Origin of the sequence: Klebsiella sp. EMBS2024 (assembly GCF_036233805.1) — a bacterium.
Lineage (GTDB): Bacteria > Pseudomonadota > Gammaproteobacteria > Enterobacterales > Enterobacteriaceae > Klebsiella > Klebsiella pneumoniae.
The window spans coordinates 2,374,874-2,391,621 of the sequence record NZ_JAZARW010000001.1 but is presented as its reverse complement, the minus strand read 5'-3'; the positions used below and the strand labels follow the sequence as shown (position 1 = coordinate 2,391,621).

The 16,748-nt window shown below is 55.6% G+C and carries 18 protein-coding genes and 1 other annotated feature; of the genes, 14 read left to right on the top strand and 4 right to left on the bottom strand.

The window, feature by feature from the left end:
- The first annotated feature begins 19 nt into the window (after positions 1–19).
- The 10 genes from VZP09_RS11030 (at position 20) to ihfA (ending at position 8,884) form a co-directional block, all read left to right on the top strand.
- The gene (locus tag VZP09_RS11030; RefSeq protein ID WP_002910030.1) at positions 20–778 is read left to right on the top strand and encodes a DUF481 domain-containing protein; all 759 of its coding nucleotides are present in this window, start codon (positions 20–22) and stop codon (positions 776–778) included.
- A 271-nt stretch (positions 779–1,049) separates the two neighbouring features.
- The gene (locus tag VZP09_RS11025; protein ID WP_002910028.1) at positions 1,050–1,283 is read left to right on the top strand and encodes a hypothetical protein; all 234 of its coding nucleotides are present in this window, start codon (positions 1,050–1,052) and stop codon (positions 1,281–1,283) included.
- 432 nt (positions 1,284–1,715) lie between these two features.
- Positions 1,716–3,644, top strand: a complete 1,929-nt coding sequence (thrS, locus tag VZP09_RS11020) for a threonine--tRNA ligase (protein WP_002910026.1) — start codon at positions 1,716–1,718, stop codon at positions 3,642–3,644.
- Between the two features lie 3 nt (positions 3,645–3,647).
- Positions 3,648–4,190: a translation initiation factor IF-3 gene (infC, locus tag VZP09_RS11015; RefSeq protein WP_004189469.1), complete on the top strand. Its 543-nt coding sequence runs from the start codon at positions 3,648–3,650 to the stop codon at positions 4,188–4,190.
- A gap of 92 nt (positions 4,191–4,282) precedes the next feature.
- Positions 4,283–4,480 (top strand): 50S ribosomal protein L35, encoded by a 198-nt coding sequence (gene rpmI / locus VZP09_RS11010; RefSeq protein ID WP_001124225.1) that lies wholly within the window; start codon positions 4,283–4,285, stop codon positions 4,478–4,480.
- Between the two features lie 50 nt (positions 4,481–4,530).
- Positions 4,531–4,887 (top strand): 50S ribosomal protein L20, encoded by a 357-nt coding sequence (gene rplT, locus VZP09_RS11005; protein ID WP_000124850.1) that lies wholly within the window; start codon positions 4,531–4,533, stop codon positions 4,885–4,887.
- Positions 4,888–5,005: 118 nt separating this feature from the next.
- Positions 5,006–5,130, top strand: a sequence feature (Phe leader region).
- A complete protein-coding gene (gene pheM / locus VZP09_RS11000; protein ID WP_001386830.1) occupies positions 5,011–5,055 on the top strand; it encodes a pheST operon leader peptide PheM in 45 nt (14 codons plus the stop codon). Its footprint overlaps the feature before it by 45 nt.
- A 63-nt stretch (positions 5,131–5,193) precedes the next feature.
- Entirely contained in the window at positions 5,194–6,177 is a 984-nt protein-coding gene (gene pheS, locus VZP09_RS10995) for a phenylalanine--tRNA ligase subunit alpha (protein WP_020802654.1), read from the top strand.
- Between the two features lie 15 nt (positions 6,178–6,192).
- Entirely contained in the window at positions 6,193–8,580 is a 2,388-nt protein-coding gene (pheT, locus tag VZP09_RS10990; RefSeq protein WP_328795135.1) for a phenylalanine--tRNA ligase subunit beta, read from the top strand.
- A gap of 4 nt (positions 8,581–8,584) precedes the next feature.
- Positions 8,585–8,884, top strand: a complete 300-nt coding sequence (gene ihfA, locus VZP09_RS10985) for an integration host factor subunit alpha (RefSeq protein ID WP_002909098.1) — start codon at positions 8,585–8,587, stop codon at positions 8,882–8,884.
- 52 nt (positions 8,885–8,936) lie between these two features.
- On the opposite strand, the gene VZP09_RS10980 is transcribed toward ihfA, so the two are convergent.
- Genes VZP09_RS10980 through VZP09_RS10970 form a run of 3 tightly spaced genes read right to left on the bottom strand, consistent with a single transcriptional unit; the run spans position 8,937 to position 11,504 of the window.
- The gene (locus VZP09_RS10980) at positions 8,937–9,290 is read right to left on the bottom strand and encodes a RidA family protein (RefSeq protein ID WP_021440321.1); all 354 of its coding nucleotides are present in this window, start codon (positions 9,288–9,290) and stop codon (positions 8,937–8,939) included.
- Complete coding sequence (locus VZP09_RS10975) at positions 9,287–10,552, bottom strand: D-amino acid dehydrogenase (RefSeq protein WP_328795483.1); 1,266 nt, start codon at positions 10,550–10,552, stop codon at positions 9,287–9,289. The genes VZP09_RS10980 and VZP09_RS10975 overlap by 4 nt, the downstream gene beginning before the upstream one ends.
- 37 nt (positions 10,553–10,589) lie before the next feature.
- Positions 10,590–11,504, bottom strand: coding sequence for a LysR family transcriptional regulator (locus VZP09_RS10970; RefSeq protein WP_002909089.1), 915 nt, complete (start codon positions 11,502–11,504; stop codon positions 10,590–10,592).
- 280 nt (positions 11,505–11,784) lie between these two features.
- Between VZP09_RS10970 and VZP09_RS10965 the strand changes: the two genes are divergently transcribed.
- Positions 11,785–13,218, top strand: coding sequence for a gluconate:proton symporter (locus VZP09_RS10965; protein WP_004180372.1), 1,434 nt, complete (start codon positions 11,785–11,787; stop codon positions 13,216–13,218).
- A 123-nt stretch (positions 13,219–13,341) separates the two neighbouring features.
- Complete coding sequence (gene btuC / locus VZP09_RS10960) at positions 13,342–14,328, top strand: vitamin B12 ABC transporter permease BtuC (RefSeq protein ID WP_232550768.1); 987 nt, start codon at positions 13,342–13,344, stop codon at positions 14,326–14,328.
- Positions 14,329–14,364: 36 nt separating this feature from the next.
- Here the strand turns inward: btuC and VZP09_RS10955 are convergent, their stop codons facing one another.
- Complete coding sequence (locus VZP09_RS10955; RefSeq protein WP_002909085.1) at positions 14,365–15,165, bottom strand: MetQ/NlpA family ABC transporter substrate-binding protein; 801 nt, start codon at positions 15,163–15,165, stop codon at positions 14,365–14,367.
- A gap of 236 nt (positions 15,166–15,401) precedes the next feature.
- On the opposite strand from VZP09_RS10955, the gene VZP09_RS10950 reads away from it, so the two are divergent.
- Complete coding sequence (locus VZP09_RS10950; RefSeq protein ID WP_004180371.1) at positions 15,402–15,953, top strand: glutathione peroxidase; 552 nt, start codon at positions 15,402–15,404, stop codon at positions 15,951–15,953.
- Positions 15,953–16,702, top strand: a complete 750-nt coding sequence (gene btuD, locus VZP09_RS10945) for a vitamin B12 ABC transporter ATP-binding protein BtuD (protein WP_002909083.1) — start codon at positions 15,953–15,955, stop codon at positions 16,700–16,702. The genes VZP09_RS10950 and btuD overlap by 1 nt, the downstream gene beginning before the upstream one ends.
- The last annotated feature ends 46 nt before the right edge of the window (positions 16,703–16,748 follow it).

Sequence of the window (16,748 nt, the reverse complement as noted above, 5' to 3'; positions counted from 1 at the left end):
TGTATTTTAGAGAGTTATAATGAAGCTTTTAAAGACAGTACCCGCAGCGGTTATGCTGGCGGGGGGGCTTTTTGCGTCTGTTGGCGCAATGGCCGATGATTCTGTATTTACCGTCATGGATGACCCTTCCGCTGCCAAAAAACCGTTCGAAGGGGTGGTTAACGCAGGCTACCTGGCGCAGTCCGGCAACACCAAGAGCTCTTCGATGACGGCGGATTCCACCCTGACCTGGTATGGTAATACCACCGCCTGGTCGCTGTGGGGCAACGCCAGCAACACATCGTCCAATGATGAGCGATCCTCAGAAAAATATGCTGTCGGCGGACGTAGCCGCTACAACCTGACCGATATGAACTATGTCTTTGGTCAGGGTAGCTGGCTAACTGACCGCTACAACGGCTATCAACAGCGCGATGTTGTGACGGCGGGCTATGGTCGTCAGATCCTCAACGGGCCGGTGCACAGTCTGCGGTTTGAATTCGGTCCTGGCGTTCGCTATGACGAATATACCGACGGGGATACTGATACCCAGCCGCTGGGTTATGCTTCGGGTACCTGGGCCTGGCAGATGACCGATAACGCCAAATTTTCGCAAGGGGTATCGGTGTTCGGCGCCGAGGATACCACGGTCAACTCAGAGAGCGCGTTAAACGTGGCGATTAACGCCCATTTCGCCCTGAAGGTCGCCTACAACGTGACCTGGAACTCTGAGCCGCCTGCGTCCGCGCCGGAGCATACCGATCGCCGGACCTCGCTCTCCCTCGGGTATAAGATGTAATATTTCAGGCCGGGTTTTCCCCGGCCTGTTCGTTTTGGTTTTAGCAATTAGTGATATTATTTTTTCTGGCCGTTCGTTTTACTTTTTGTAAAAAGGAAATAGCCCTCCATTTTTTCTCCATTATTCACGGGCGCCTGACAAATATTCATTCTATTTGACACAAATAGCTAAATATTCGACGGACAAATATGTGATCTGGATCTATACTAACAACCACTGACCGGAGGGCGACATTGCCCGGTCTGTTTTCCGTAATAAGAGAATTAACATCATGAAAAACAATCGATATACCATCGCAGCCCTGGCGCTGTGCGTGCTTTCTTTTGGCGCATCAGCCGCCACGCCNGTTCCGCCATCGGGTCATCAGGATCATACCCAGGTAGGTATCGCCAAAGCCTCTGACGTTGAGGCTGGTTCGAATATTGCGCCCGGCGCCCCTACCACCGGAAAATCCATGAACGACGCCTTTAATGTGCATACGCTGGTGGCCGGCGAGTGGTCTTAATATTGCAGGCTATCGTTTCGCGAGCGGTCTAATAAGCCGGGTTAAGTGGTACCGGTTTAATGGCCCGCGGTATACATTCAGCAGGCAATATCTCCACGTCTCTTTTATCATGTCCGAATAATATCGTCCGGCGCCATTGGCCAATATTACCGCGCCACATCGCTTATATTCTGCTTTTTTATCCGTGGCCCTCTTGTTTTCTCCGCATTCCGCCATCATTTATGCTGTCGCGGCTTTAATCACGTACCAATGATGTGTAAACTACTCCCCGGTGTTATCAGCAGGCGGTTGCAGGGGGGAGCGATCGTTCCGGTCGTGCTCCTATTTTCGCAGAGTGAAGCGGGAACTGCGCCTTAACCTGATGATAATTATGATTATATAGTTTTGTATGTGCTCTTTCGTGCGGGGCACCACTGCAAATAAGGACATAAAATGCCTGTAATTACGCTTCCTGATGGCAGCCAACGCCATTTTGACCACGCAGTTAGTCCGATGGATGTCGCGCTGGATATCGGTCCAGGCCTGGCGAAAGCCACCATTGCCGGGCGGGTAAACGGTGAACTGGTAGACGCCTGTGACCCGATCGAATCCGATTCCACTCTCTCTATCATCACCGCGAAAGATGAAGAAGGGCTGGAGATCATTCGTCACTCCTGCGCGCACCTGTTAGGCCATGCCATCAAACAGCTGTGGCCCAACACCAAAATGGCTATCGGTCCGGTTGTCGATAATGGTTTCTACTATGACGTAGACCTCGACCATACCCTGACCCAGGAAGATATCGACGCGCTCGAAAAACGTATGCATGAGCTCGCCGAGAAAAACTACGACGTTATCAAGAAGAAAGTGAGCTGGCATGAAGCGCGTGAAACCTTCGTGAAACGCGGCGAAAGCTATAAAGTTTCTATTCTTGATGAAAACATTGCCCATGATGACAAGCCTGGCCTGTATCATCATGAAGAATATATCGATATGTGCCGCGGTCCGCACGTACCGAACATGCGCTTCTGCCATCACTTTAAGCTGATGAAAACCGCCGGCGCCTACTGGCGCGGCGACAGCAACAATAAAATGTTGCAGCGTATCTACGGCACCGCGTGGGCAGATAAAAAAGCGCTGAATGCCTACCTGCAGCGTCTGGAAGAAGCCGCCAAGCGTGACCACCGTAAAATCGGTAAGCAGCTCGACCTGTATCACATGCAGGAAGAGGCGCCGGGGATGGTGTTCTGGCACAATGACGGCTGGACCATCTTCCGTGAACTGGAAACGTTTGTTCGTTCTAAACTGAAAGAGTACCAGTATCAGGAAGTAAAAGGTCCGTTCATGATGGACCGTGTGCTGTGGGAAAAAACCGGCCACTGGGACAACTACAAAGATGCGATGTTCACCACCTCTTCTGAGAACCGTGAATACTGTATCAAGCCGATGAACTGCCCGGGTCACGTGCAGATCTTCAACCAGGGGCTGAAATCCTACCGCGACCTGCCGCTGCGTATGGCGGAATTCGGTAGCTGCCACCGTAACGAACCGTCTGGCGCGCTGCATGGTCTGATGCGCGTGCGCGGCTTTACCCAGGATGATGCGCATATCTTCTGTACTGAAGATCAGGTTCGCGATGAAGTGAACGCCTGTATTCGTATGGTCTACGATATGTATAGCACCTTTGGCTTCGAGAAGATCGTCGTCAAACTGTCGACTCGCCCGGAAAAACGTATCGGTAGCGACGAGACCTGGGATCGCGCGGAAGCGGATCTGGCGGTGGCGCTGGAAGAAAATAACATCCCATTTGAATATCAACTGGGTGAAGGGGCGTTCTACGGCCCGAAAATTGAATTTACCCTGTATGACTGCCTCGATCGTGCATGGCAGTGCGGTACCGTACAGCTGGACTTTTCTCTGCCGCAGCGTTTAAGCGCCTCCTATGTGGGCGAAAACAACGAGCGTCAGGTGCCGGTCATGATTCACCGTGCGATTCTCGGTTCTCTGGAGCGCTTCATTGGCATCCTGACCGAAGAGTTCGCAGGCTTCTTCCCAACCTGGATTGCACCAGTGCAGGTAGTGGTCATGAATATTACCGATTCTCAGGCTGAATACGTTAACGAATTGACGCGTAAACTACAAAATGCGGGCATTCGTGTAAAAGCAGACTTGAGAAATGAGAAGATTGGCTTTAAAATCCGCGAGCACACTTTACGTCGTGTCCCGTATATGTTGGTCTGTGGCGACAAAGAAGTCGAAGCCGGCAAAGTGGCCGTGCGCACCCGTCGCGGTAAAGACCTCGGCAGCATGGACGTAAATGAAGTGATCGAGAAGCTGCAACAAGAGATTCGCAGCCGCAGTCTTCAACAACTGGAGGAATAAGGTATTAAAGGCGGAAAACGAGTTCAAACGGCACGTCCGAATCGTATTAATGGCGAGATTCGCGCCCAGGAAGTTCGCTTAACAGGTCTGGAAGGTGAGCAGCTGGGAATTGTGAGTCTGAGAGAAGCTATCGAAAAGGCTGAAGAGGCTGGAGTAGATTTAGTTGAAATCAGCCCTAACGCCGAGCCGCCAGTTTGTCGTATCATGGACTACGGCAAGTTCCTTTATGAAAAGAGTAAGTCTTCTAAGGAACAGAAGAAGAAGCAGAAAGTTATCCAGGTTAAGGAAATTAAATTCCGCCCTGGTACTGATGAAGGTGACTATCAGGTAAAACTCCGCAGCCTGATTCGCTTTCTCGAAGATGGCGATAAGGCCAAGATCACGCTGCGTTTCCGCGGTCGTGAGATGGCCCACCAGCAGATCGGTATGGAAGTGCTTAACCGCGTGAAAGACGATCTGGTTGAACTGGCAGTAGTCGAATCCTTCCCAACGAAGATCGAAGGCCGCCAGATGATCATGGTGCTCGCTCCTAAGAAGAAACAGTAAGGCCATCAAGAAACATTTCCGGTGGGCTTCGGCTCACTGGTTTTGTTCGCCTTTGTTTCGTTTATTAACAATGCGAAGTGGAAGTTATTAAAATGCCAAAAATTAAGACCGTACGCGGTGCTGCTAAGCGCTTCAAAAAAACCGGTAAAGGTGGTTTTAAGCACAAGCACGCTAACCTGCGTCACATTCTGACTAAAAAAGCTACCAAGCGTAAACGTCACCTGCGTCCGAAAGCCATGGTTTCCAAAGGCGATCTGGGCCTGGTTATCGCGTGCCTGCCGTACGCATAAGTCGTTAACGTTTAACTTTTTTAACTTAGAATAGATACAGGAGAGCACACATGGCTCGCGTAAAACGTGGTGTAATTGCACGTGCACGTCACAAGAAAATTTTGAAACAAGCTAAAGGCTACTACGGTGCGCGTTCTCGCGTATACCGCGTTGCCTTCCAGGCTGTTATCAAAGCTGGTCAGTACGCTTACCGTGACCGTCGTCAACGTAAACGTCAGTTCCGTCAACTGTGGATTGCACGTATCAACGCAGCAGCACGTCAGAACGGTATTTCTTACAGCAAATTCATCAATGGCCTGAAAAAAGCCTCTGTTGAAATCGACCGTAAGATCCTGGCTGACATCGCTGTATTCGACAAAGTAGCGTTCACCGCTCTGGTCGAAAAAGCGAAAGCAGCTCTGGCATAAGCCAGTTGAAAGAGGGAGCTTGTCTCCCTCTTTTCGTTTCAACACCATCAATACATTGACTTTTATCGGCGCAGGCTTTTCAATACAGCTCTGACGTTTCTTACCAGACAAGGTAATGCAAGCATGAATGCTGCTATTTTCCGCTTCTTTTTTTACTTTAGCACCTGAACTCAGGGGGCTTGCGCGTGAAAGAAGAAACGGAAAACAGCGCCAGAAAGCCTCCCCTGTGGAGGCTTTTTTCGTATATGAATTCGGAATATTAATTTCACTATAACCGGTGTCTGCACCGACATAATGAGGAAAACCATGTCACATCTCGCAGAGCTGGTTGCCAGTGCCAAGGCAGCCATTAACGAGGCATCAGATGTTGCTGCGCTGGACAACGTCCGCGTGGAATACCTGGGTAAAAAAGGGCATCTGACCCTGCAAATGACCACCCTGCGTGAGCTGCCGGCGGAAGAGCGTCCGGCAGCCGGTGCGGTCATCAACGAGGCGAAAGAGCAGGTGCAGCAGGCGCTGAACGCGCGTAAAGCTGAACTGGAAGGCGCAGCGCTGAATGCGCGTCTGGCCGCAGAGACCATTGACGTCTCGCTGCCGGGTCGCCGCATTGAAAACGGCGGCCTGCATCCGGTTACTCGCACCATCGACCGTATTGAAAGTTTCTTCGGTGAGCTCGGCTTTACCGTGGCGACGGGCCCGGAAATCGAAGACGATTACCACAACTTCGATGCGCTGAATATTCCGGGTCACCATCCGGCGCGCGCTGACCACGACACTTTCTGGTTCGATGCCACTCGCCTGCTGCGTACGCAGACCTCCGGCGTGCAGATCCGCACCATGGAAAACCAGCAGCCGCCTATCCGTATTATCGCGCCGGGCCGCGTCTATCGTAACGACTACGATCAGACCCATACCCCGATGTTCCATCAGATGGAAGGTCTGATCGTTGATAAAAATATCAGCTTCACCAACCTGAAAGGGACGCTGCACGACTTCCTGAACAACTTCTTTGAAGAAGATCTGCAGGTCCGCTTCCGTCCGTCCTACTTCCCGTTCACCGAACCGTCTGCGGAAGTTGACGTGATGGGTAAAAACGGCAAATGGCTGGAAGTGCTGGGCTGCGGGATGGTGCACCCGAACGTGCTGCGTAACGTGGGTATCGATCCGGAAGTCTACTCCGGCTTCGCCTTCGGCATGGGCATGGAGCGTCTGACCATGCTGCGCTATGGCGTCACCGATCTGCGCGCGTTCTTCGAAAACGATCTGCGTTTCCTCAAACAGTTTAAATAAGGGCAGGACAGAACAATGAAATTCAGTGAACTGTGGTTACGCGAATGGGTTAACCCGGCGATCGACAGCGAAGCGCTTTCCGATCAGATCACCATGGCGGGCCTCGAAGTAGATGGCGTTGAGCCGGTCGCCGGCAGCTTCAACGGCGTCGTAGTCGGGGAAGTGGTGGAGTGCGGTCAGCACCCGAACGCCGACAAACTGCGCGTCACCAAAGTCAACGTCGGCGGCGAACGCCTGCTGGACATCGTCTGCGGCGCGCCAAACTGNCGTCAGGGGCTAAAGGTCGCGGTAGCCACCATCGGCGCCGTGCTGCCGGGCGATTTCAAAATCAAGGCCGCGAAGTTGCGCGGCGAGCCGTCTGAGGGGATGCTGTGCTCCTTCTCCGAGCTGGGTATTTCCGACGACCATAGCGGTATCATCGAGCTGCCGGCAGATGCGTCCATCGGCACCGATATTCGCGAATACCTCAAGCTTGACGATAACACCATCGAAATCAGCGTCACGCCAAACCGCGCCGACTGCCTGGGCATCATTGGCGTGGCGCGCGATGTCGCTGTCCTGAACAAAGCGCCGCTGAACGCGCCGGAAATCACGCCGGTTGCCGCGACGATTGACGACGTGCTGCCGATTCAGGTTGACGCGCCGCAGGCTTGCCCGCGCTATCTGGGGCGCGTGGTGAAAGGTATCAACGTCAAAGCGCCGACGCCGCTGTGGATGAAAGAGAAGCTGCGCCGCTGCGGGATCCGCTCCATCGACGCGGTGGTTGACGTGACCAACTATGTGCTGCTTGAGCTGGGCCAGCCGATGCACGCCTTTGACCGCGACCGTATTGAAGGCGGGATCGTGGTGCGCATGGCGAAAGAAGGGGAAACCCTGGTCCTGCTCGATGGCTCTGAAGCAAAGCTCGACAGCGACACGCTGGTCATTGCAGACCATAACAAAGCGCTGGCGATGGGGGGGATCTTCGGCGGGGAACACTCCGGCGTTAACGACGAAACCCAAAACGTGCTGCTGGAATGCGCGTTCTTCAGCCCGCTGTCCATTACCGGCCGCGCGCGCCGTCATGGCCTGCACACCGATGCCTCTCACCGCTATGAGCGCGGCGTCGATCCGGCCCTGCAGTATAAAGCGCTGGAGCGTGCAACCCGTCTGCTGATCGACCTCTGCGGCGGTGAAGCCGGCCCGGTCATTGACGTTACCAGCAAAGAGAATCTACCAACACGCGCCACCATTACGCTGCGTCGCAGCAAGCTGGATCGCCTGATTGGCCACCATATCGCTGACGCGCAGGTCACCGACATTCTGCAGCGCCTCGGCTGCGAAGTGACGGTTGGCGAGGGCGAATGGCAGGCGGTTGCGCCGAGCTGGCGTTTCGACATGGAGATCGAAGAAGATCTGGTTGAAGAAGTGGCTCGCGTTTACGGCTACAACAACATTCCTGACGAGCCGGTGCAGGCGGGTCTGATCATGGGAACCCACCGCGAAGCGGACCTGTCGCTGAAGCGCGTGAAAACGCTGCTGAACGACAAAGGCTATCAGGAAGTGATCACCTACAGCTTCGTCGACCCGAAAGTCCAGCAGCTGATCCACGCCGGGGAAGAGGCGCTGATCCTGCCAAGCCCGATCTCCAGCGAAATGTCGGCGATGCGCCTGTCGCTGTGGACCGGCCTGCTGGGCACCGTGGTCTACAACCAGAACCGTCAGCAGAGCCGGGTGCGCATCTTTGAGAGCGGCCTGCGCTTTGTGCCGGACACCAATGCGCCGCTGGGCATTCGTCAGGATGTGATGCTGGCCGGGGCGATCTGCGGCAACCGCTACGAAGAGCACTGGACACTGGCGAAAGAGACGGTCGATTTCTATGATCTGAAAGGCGATCTGGAAGCCGTTCTGGATTTAACCGGAAAATTGGCGGATATCGAATTCCGTGCTGAAGCGACCACCGCGCTGCATCCGGGACAATCCGCAGCGATTTATCTTAAAGGTGAACGCATTGGTTTCATTGGGGTTGTTCATCCTGAGCTGGAACGTAAACTGGATCTGAACGGTCGCACTCTGGTGTTCGAACTGGAGTGGAACAAGCTCGCAGACCGCGTGGTGCCTCAGGCGCGCGATATTTCCCGCTTCCCGGCGAACCGTCGCGACATCGCGGTGCTGGTCGCGGAAAACGTGGCTGCCGCCGATGTTTTAGCCGAATGTAAGAAAGTTGGCGTAAATCAGGTAGTTGGCGTAAACTTATTTGACGTGTACCGTGGTAAGAGTGTGGCGGAAGGGTATAAGAGCCTTGCGATTAGCCTGATCCTGCAGGATACCAGCCGTACACTCGAAGAAGAGGAGATTGCCGCTACCGTTGCCAGATGTGTAGAGGCATTAAAAGAGCGATTCCAGGCATCATTGAGGGATTGAACCTATGGCGCTTACAAAAGCTGAAATGTCAGAATATCTGTTTGATAAGCTTGGGCTTAGCAAGCGGGATGCCAAAGAACTGGTCGAGTTGTTTTTCGAAGAGATCCGTCGTGCTCTGGAAAACGGAGAACAGGTCAAACTCTCCGGGTTCGGCAACTTCGATTTGCGGGATAAAAACCAACGCCCGGGACGTAACCCGAAGACGGGGGAGGATATTCCCATTACAGCCCGGCGCGTGGTGACCTTCAGACCCGGTCAGAAGCTGAAAAGCCGTGTCGAAAACGCGTCGCCGAAAGACAAATAATCTGAACTAATTAAAAAGGCCGCATTGCGGCCTTTTTCTTTTCTGTCAATCTTTACGCTTTGACGGCGGTGAGCATGATCTCCACCAGGATTTCTGGTCGCGCCATCTCCGCCTGCACGGCCGCTCGTGCCGGGCTATAGCCTTCCGGCATCCATTGCACCCACACCTCATTGAATGCGGCAAAGTCACGCTCGATATTTTTCAACCAGATCTGCGCGGAGAGAATGTGCTGCTTATCGCTCCCGGCTGCGGCCAGCAGCGCGTCGATCTTCTCCAGTACTTCACGGGTTTGTAAAACGATATCGTCTTCATTGCTTTTTGGCGTCTGCCCGGAGAGGAACAGCAGATCGCCATACGCAACGCTGGCGGAAAGACGAGGTTGTGGATTATTGCGAATAATTGTCATGCGGTTTGTTTCCATGTGAGACCTTCTAAAGAAATGTCTGGCATCTGATTATCGATTAACGCGCCCAGCACCACCGCGCTGCCGGCGGCGAGAGTAAAGCCGAGGCTACCCTGGCCGAGGTTCATCCACAGGTTGGGGTAGCTGGCGCGTCCCAGCATCGGCGGGCCGGCTGGCGTTGACGGGCGCATGCCGGTCCAGACTTCGGCCTCGTCCAGCCCCTCCAGTTCAGGAAAGCTGCGGGCGACGATGTTCTTCAGCGCCTGAATGCGGCATTCGCGCAGTTCGTCGCCGTCGTAGCCGATGTCCACCATCGCCGCGATGCGCAGCTGTTGGCCAAGGCGGGCATAAACGATTTTGTGCCCGTAGTCGGTGACGCTGATGTCAGGGGCAATACCTGCTTTTTCAGGATAGGACAGGGTCAGGCTGTACCCCTTCAGGGCGCACAGCGGCACGCGAACCCCCAGATGCCCAAGCAGAGAACCACTGCCGTTACCGGCGGCGACGACATACTCATCGCCGGTGAGGGGCCCCTGACTGGTCTCCAGGCTGCTGATGCGTCCCCCGCGCTTATGGAGTCGCCGCACCTCACACTGGGTCAGCAGGCTAAAGTCGCTGCTGGCATTGAGCTTGTCGAGCAGGGCAAGGCAGAACTGATGACAATCTGCCGTTTCATCGCCTGGCGAATAGATTCCGCCCTGCAGAGAAGGACTAATATGTTTGAGCGCCGGCTCCAGCTGCAGGCAGGCTTCAGCATTCAGCGCCTGCTGATACTGAGGATCAATCCCTTTTGCTGCTTTATTAAAATCATATTCGCGACGATGGATAATTAATTTTCCGCTGCGCCGCCAGTGGAAATCGGCAAGATTATCCTCATCCCGCCACGCCTGCATGACCTGACGGCTGAGCAGCGACAGGCGTAAAATATGGTCGCCATTCATTTTATTGGTCTGGTTATTACAGGCGCGCAGAAACTGCAGCAGCCAGCGCCACTGCTGGAGAGACATCCTGAGACGCATATTCAGCGGCGAATCGGCTTTGCCCATCCATTTCATTCCCTGCAGGGGAACGCCGCTGTCGGCAAGGGGGGCGACGTAGCGGTAACTTAATTGTCCGCCGTTGGCAAAACTGGTGGCGCTGCCCGGTTCGGCATTGCGCTCCAGTAATTGCACCTGATGGCCGCGCTTGATCAGTTCCCAGGCCGTGGCCAGACCGACCACGCCGCCGCCGATAATGACAATGCGTTTGTTCATAACCCGATATATCCACCGCTGATAAATTTATCGGGTTATGTCAAAGCATTTACCCCAGCGGCGCAATTGACTTTTTATGGTCAGGGTATAACCGCAGGTTAATCTCCTTGAGCTGCTGGCGCAGACGCTGGCAGAGAAAATCGACGAACTTTTGCGCCATCGGGCTCAGGGAAACGTCGGCCCGGCGTAACAGACAGAGGTTAATCGCCATCGGCGGCGTAATGGGATGAATCATCTCCGGGGCCAGGTTGTGCTGGGCGGAGAAGATATCAGTGATGCTGCAGCCCATGCCGCGCTTCACGAACTCGGTGGCCATATAGTAGGTCTGGACGTTTAGCCGGGTGGTGGAAAAGTCGCGACGGGTGGCGATGGCGGCAGAGAGCGAGTGCGGTCCCGGCGAGATCCAGCGCTGCTGGTCGATCTGATCGATCTCCACCGCCCCCTGACGATAATGACGGTCGATGTACACCAGCGGTACTTCGGCAATCAGGGTGGTCAGGATCTCCCCCTGCTGCACCGGCTGTAGCGTCAGCGCCAAATCTATCTCGCGCAAATCCAGTTTTTTGACCAGCGTCTCGGTGTGCTCGGTAGTGAGCGTCATCACCAGGTTGCTGTTTTGCTGATAAAAGTCGGTCACCAGCTCCGGCACCAGGCTTAACCCCAGGCTTGGCAGACAGCCTAAAGTGATCTTGGCGCGCGGATCGCGAGCCAGGTTGTCGGCCAGCAGGCGCAGGTTGTCCAGGTCCTGATAAATGCTCTGCGCTTTTTCGAAAAGTGTGATCGCCTCGCTGGTCGGCAGCAGCTTGCCGCGCACCCGCTGAAACAGGGTAAAACCCAGCTTCATTTCGGCGCTTTTTAACGCTTTGCTGGCCGCGGGCTGGGAGATATTGAGCGCTTCCGCCGCCCGCGATAAAGAGCCGCAGGTCATGACGGCATAGAAGATTTCCAGATGACGCAGTTTCATGAACAGTTAACTCAGGGTTATAGCCTACCGATAAAAAGTCATTTTCTACTAACACTAAGTTAACATAGATTTAATCACCAATCAGCGCATTGGTTACATCTTGTGCTGTAGACCCCGCCCAATGGCGGCATATTACGCTCTCAGAATCGTTTCCTTTGTACCCAAACAAACCCTCAGGCCGCGGCCAATCAATAATGAAAAAGAGGGAGGATATTTTCTGAGCAGGCCCCCATACACCACCTGACCATCATGGTCGGATTGATTGGCATTAAGGAGTGTTATGAGTGACTCAACGCTCACAGGCAATGCGCCTGTNAGACAAAATATCACGCGGAAAAACGTTATTATTGGTCTGTTATTGCTGCTGTTCGTGTTGATCGCGCTGTGGTGCCACGGTCGACCAGGCAGCGAGCTTGGTCTGCTGGGATTTACGCCGCTGGTGGCGCTAGCGATATTATCGCTGATCGGCGTTGATATTGTGCTGGCGGTCATCTCCTCGATTATTATCGCCATGATAATGACCTCGACCGGCCTGCCGGAAATGGGCACGATGCTGGCGAAATCCACCGGGTCATTTATTGCCACCGTTGGGCTTATCATTATGCTCGGCGCCGGCGTGGGGGAAGTGGCCACCCGCACCGGCGCAGCGGTTGAGCTGGTAAAATTTGTCGTCCATCGCATCGGGTTGTCGAGTCAGACGCGGGTGAAATTCGGCATTGTGGCGTCATCGATTTTAATTTGCGGTTCGCTGGGCACTATGGCCGGTGGCAATGCCATTATCGTGGCAGTAATCATTCCGGTGGCGGCAGCGGTACGCTTGACGCCGCCAACGGTCGCCGCGCTGATGATGACCGCCGGTTCCGTTGGGCTGTTTACCGGGCCTTTCACCCCCAGTACCGTGACGATCCTCAGCCTCGGTGGGTTGAGCTACCCGGATTATCTGCTGTACGTTGGTCTGCCGATGAGCGCGGTCACGCTGCTGGCCGGCTGGGTAATGGCGGGACGGATCCAGAAGATGACCGAAGGCAAACTGCGCTATGACGTCGATCTCGCGGAAAAGCCGCAAGAGGATCTCAGCGCCGCGCAGCAGCGTCGGCGTAAATTAAGCGCGCTGGCCTTCGCGGCGACCATCATCGTGATGGCGATCGTTGGCGTGGTGATTAAAGCCGGCTTCAGCTTCGCGATAATCGTGATGCTGCTGGTGGCCCTGATGACCGGCCTGGTAGGCGGCCTGCGACCGACGCAGATCCTTCAGGCCCTGTATCACGGCTGCGGCCGTCTGGTGTGGATGTTTATTCTCTACTGGCTGTACAACCCGATCCTTGAGCTGATGGATGGCCTGCACGCCTATCAGGGGCTGCTGGAGTATACCCAACCGCTGCTGGAGGGGATCTCCCCGGCCTGGCTGTGCTTTAGCATCTTCGCGTTCAATATTATCGGCCATGTGCCCGGTGCGGCGGTGGCCCAGATGACCTTTACTCATAAAATCTTTGGCCCGATGCTGATGGCCGCCGGCGTGCCGCCCCAGGGGACCACCGCCGTGCTGCTGGCCTCATCCCAGGTGGACTGGTTCGGGCCGTTTCCCTCATCAGATATGTTCGGCCAGATGGGGCTGGCGCAGTCTACTCATCTGAAATATATGCTCTATAACGGCTGGGCAATCGTGGTGGCGAACATCATTCTCTTTGCGCTGCTGTTTCAGCTTCTGGTGTGACGAACGACCGCAGACGCGGAGGAGATTTTCCTTCGCGTCGACGTTTGGTCGTGAGGTTTTCCTTTTCTCACCGCGACAGCCACCGTAAAATCAGCCTCTTGTTCCCCCTGCGTAATGGAATCTATGCTGACTCTCGCCCATCTTCAACAGCGCCGCAGCCGGCGTTGGCTCTTCGGATTAACGCTGTTGCTGCTGGTCACCCTGCTGATCAGTCTGTGCGCGGGGGAGCAATGGATCCCGCCCGGCGAGTGGCTCAGCGCCAAAGGCCAGCTGTTTATCTGGCAGATCCGCCTGCCGCGAACCCTGGCGGTGCTGCTGGTGGGGGCGGCGCTGGCGCTCTCCGGGGCGATTATGCAGGCGTTGTTTGAAAATCCTCTGGCGGAGCCGGGGCTGCTGGGGGTCTCCAACGGCGCAGGCGTCGGGCTGATTGCCGCCGTCCTGCTGGGCAAAGGAGTCTTGCCCGGCTGGGCGCTCGGCCTGTGTGCCATCTTTGGCGCGCTGCTGATCACTTTTATTCTGCTGCGTTTCGCCCGCCGCTATCTGTCTACCAGCCGTCTGCTGCTGGCGGGGGTGGCGCTGGGGATCATCTGCAGCGCCCTGATGACCTGGGCAGTCTACTTCTCCACCTCTTTTGACCTGCGTCAGCTAATGTACTGGATGATGGGCGGGTTTGGCGGCGTCGACTGGCAACAGCTGTGGCTGATGATAGCCCTCCTGCCGGTGCTCTGCTGGGTCTGTCTGCAGTCGCAACCCCTGAATTTACTGGCGCTGGGCGAAGTCTCCGCTCGTCAGCTTGGGCTGCCGCTGTGGCTGTGGCGCAAATTACTGGTGGTGGCGACCGGCTGGATGGTCGGCGTTAGCGTGGCGCTGGCGGGGGCGATTGGCTTTATCGGTCTGGTGATCCCGCATATTCTGCGGCTATGCGGCTTGAGCGATCACCGGGTGTTGCTCCCGGCCTGTATGCTGGCCGGGGCAAGCGCCTTGCTGGGGGCGGATATCATTGCCCGGCTGGCGCTTTCCGCCGCAGAGCTGCCGATTGGCGTGGTGACGGCGACCCTGGGCGCGCCGGTCTTTATCTGGTTGCTGCTGCGTTCGCGGGGGCGGGGGTAGCGCGGCGCCGTCGGCAGGGACGGCGCCAGTTCAGGCTTACCAGCCTTTGATCGCGTCGCCTTTGTAGACTTCCTTCGCTTTTTCCGCGACTTCGCTGGTCTGGAAGGCGGCTTTTAATTCCTGAATTTTCTTGCTGTCCTTATTATCCTCGCGGGCGACTATCGCATTCACATATGGGGAATCCGGCCCCTCCATAAACAGACCGTCGCGGGCGGCCGACAGGCCCGCCTGGGCGGAGAAGTTGGTGTTAATGATTGACAGGCTGACGTTCGGATCGTCAAGGGTACGGGTCAGCTGCGGGGTATCCACTTCAACAATTTTCAGCTGTTTCGGATTGTCGATGATATCCAGCGTGGTGGGTAAATAGCCGACGCCCGGTTTCAGCTTGAGTAACCCCTGCGCCTGAAGCAGCAGCAGGCTGCGGCCCAGGGTGGTGGTTTCATTAGAGATGGTCACCGTCGCCCCTTCGGGCAGTTCGCTGATATTTTTGATCCGGTGAGAATAGGCGGCGATAGGGAAGACAAAGGTTTTACCGACCACCGCAAATTTATAGCCGCGTTCTTTCGACTGCGCCTCAAGGTACGGCAGGGTCTGGAAGGCGTTGGCATCGACATCTTTGTTGTTCAGCGCTTCGTTGGGCAGCACATAATCATTGAAGGAGACCACTTCGACGTCGAGGTGGTATTTATCCTTCGCCACCTGCTCCACCACTTTCCAGATGGCTTCGTCCGGCCCGGTATTGATAGCGACTTTTACTTTATTATCTTCATCCGGGGAGCAGGCGCTCAGCAGGGCGACAGAGGTGGCGATTAACGCCAGGCTAAACAACTTCTTCATCACTAAAACTCTCTTAAATTAACAAGTAACGAAACCATATTACATTCATGGAACACTGTACACGGAAATGGTCGACGGCCCAATTGAGAGGATTTCATGTTGCCGGCGGCCAGCGAAGCGCTGTTACATCATGCGACAACTCGGGGGGAATGGCAGTAGAATGGCGGGCGCTGAATCCGCTACAGTAGAAAGGGATCACCTTCACCGGAAACCGGTTTATCCATTGAGGACAGGCTATGCAACATGACATTCTGAATACCGAAGTGACGACCATTGATGGCGAGAAAACCACCCTGGCATCCTTTGCCGGCAAGGTGCTACTGATCGTCAATGTAGCCTCGAAATGCGGCCTGACGCCGCAGTATGAGCAACTCGAGGATCTGCAAAAGCAGTTTGCCGCCGAGGGCTTCAGCGTGCTGGGGTTCCCCTGCAACCAGTTCCTCGGCCAGGAGCCGGGCAGTGAAGAGGAGATTAAGACCTTCTGCAGCACTACCTACGGCGTCACCTTCCCGCTGTTTAGCAAAATTGACGTCAACGGTGAACATCGCGCGCCGCTCTATCAAAAACTGATTGCCGCCGCGCCGAAAGCGGTGGCCCCGGAAGGCAGCGGTTTTTATGAGCGGATGGCCAGCAAAGGCCGGGCGCCGCTGTATGTGGACGACATTCTGTGGAACTTCGAAAAATTCCTCATCGATCGCCAGGGCAACGTCATTCAGCGCTTCTCTCCGGATATGACGCCGGACGATCCGCAGCTGGTGGCGGCGATTAAAGGAGCGCTGGCGCAATAATGTCGTTTCTGATGCAGCTACAGGATGTAGAAGCGGCGGGGCGCCTGGCCCCGTTTTCTGCGGCCTTTCGCGCCGGGGAGATTGTCCATCTGGTGGGGCCGAACGGCGCAGGGAAGAGCACGCTGCTGACCCGCATGGCGGGGCTGTCCGACGGCCCCGGCACGGTTCATTTTAACGGCCGGCTGCTTGACGAGTGGCCGGCGAGGGAGCTGGCGCGCCGTCGCGGATATCTGAGTCAACACCAGACCCCGCCGTTCGCCATGCCGGTATGGCACTACCTGGCGCTGCATATGCAGCAGCAGGGTGATAGCGCCCGTCTGAGCGATATCGCGGCCAGGCTTGGTCTGGACAATAAGCTGGGCCGTCCGGTCAATCAGCTGTCGGGCGGCGAGTGGCAGCGCGTGCGGCTGGCGGCAGTGATCCTGCAGATCGATCCCTTGAGTAATTCCGCGGGTCAGCTGCTGCTGCTGGATGAGCCGATGAACAGTCTGGATGTGGCTCAGCAGGCGGCGCTGGATCGGCTGTTACACGAGCTGAGCGCGGCGGGGATTGCGGTGGTGATGAGCAGCCACGATCTCAACCATACCCTGCGCCACGCCGGTCAGAGCTGGCTGCTCTGCCAGGGGGAAGCCATCGCCTGCGGGGAGACCGCCGAGGTGCTGAATGAGGAAAATTTAACCGCTGCCTATGCGATCCCGTTCCAGCGCGTTGAGGTGGCCGGTCATATTATGCTCATCGCGTCACAGTAGCACGCAGTTATCTTGTCACTATATTGATAAACAAGCTAAATTATTG

What these genes read in the sequence shown, in the direction of transcription:
- btuD (WP_002909083.1), top strand. Translation starts at nt 15,953, where the DNA reads ATGTCGTTTCTGATGCAGCTACAGGATGTAGAAGCGGCGGGGCGCCTG.
- btuC (WP_232550768.1), top strand. Translation starts at nt 13,342, where the DNA reads ATGCTGACTCTCGCCCATCTTCAACAGCGCCGCAGCCGGCGTTGGCTC.
- VZP09_RS10955 (WP_002909085.1), bottom strand. Translation starts at nt 15,165, where the DNA reads ATGAAGAAGTTGTTTAGCCTGGCGTTAATCGCCACCTCTGTCGCCCTG.
- rplT (WP_000124850.1), top strand. Translation starts at nt 4,531, where the DNA reads ATGGCTCGCGTAAAACGTGGTGTAATTGCACGTGCACGTCACAAGAAA.
- ihfA (WP_002909098.1), top strand. Translation starts at nt 8,585, where the DNA reads ATGGCGCTTACAAAAGCTGAAATGTCAGAATATCTGTTTGATAAGCTT.
- VZP09_RS10980 (WP_021440321.1), bottom strand. Translation starts at nt 9,290, where the DNA reads ATGACAATTATTCGCAATAATCCACAACCTCGTCTTTCCGCCAGCGTT.
- VZP09_RS10950 (WP_004180371.1), top strand. Translation starts at nt 15,402, where the DNA reads ATGCAACATGACATTCTGAATACCGAAGTGACGACCATTGATGGCGAG.
- VZP09_RS11030 (WP_002910030.1), top strand. Translation starts at nt 20, where the DNA reads ATGAAGCTTTTAAAGACAGTACCCGCAGCGGTTATGCTGGCGGGGGGG.
- thrS (WP_002910026.1), top strand. Translation starts at nt 1,716, where the DNA reads ATGCCTGTAATTACGCTTCCTGATGGCAGCCAACGCCATTTTGACCAC.
- rpmI (WP_001124225.1), top strand. Translation starts at nt 4,283, where the DNA reads ATGCCAAAAATTAAGACCGTACGCGGTGCTGCTAAGCGCTTCAAAAAA.
- pheS (WP_020802654.1), top strand. Translation starts at nt 5,194, where the DNA reads ATGTCACATCTCGCAGAGCTGGTTGCCAGTGCCAAGGCAGCCATTAAC.
- VZP09_RS10970 (WP_002909089.1), bottom strand. Translation starts at nt 11,504, where the DNA reads ATGAAACTGCGTCATCTGGAAATCTTCTATGCCGTCATGACCTGCGGC.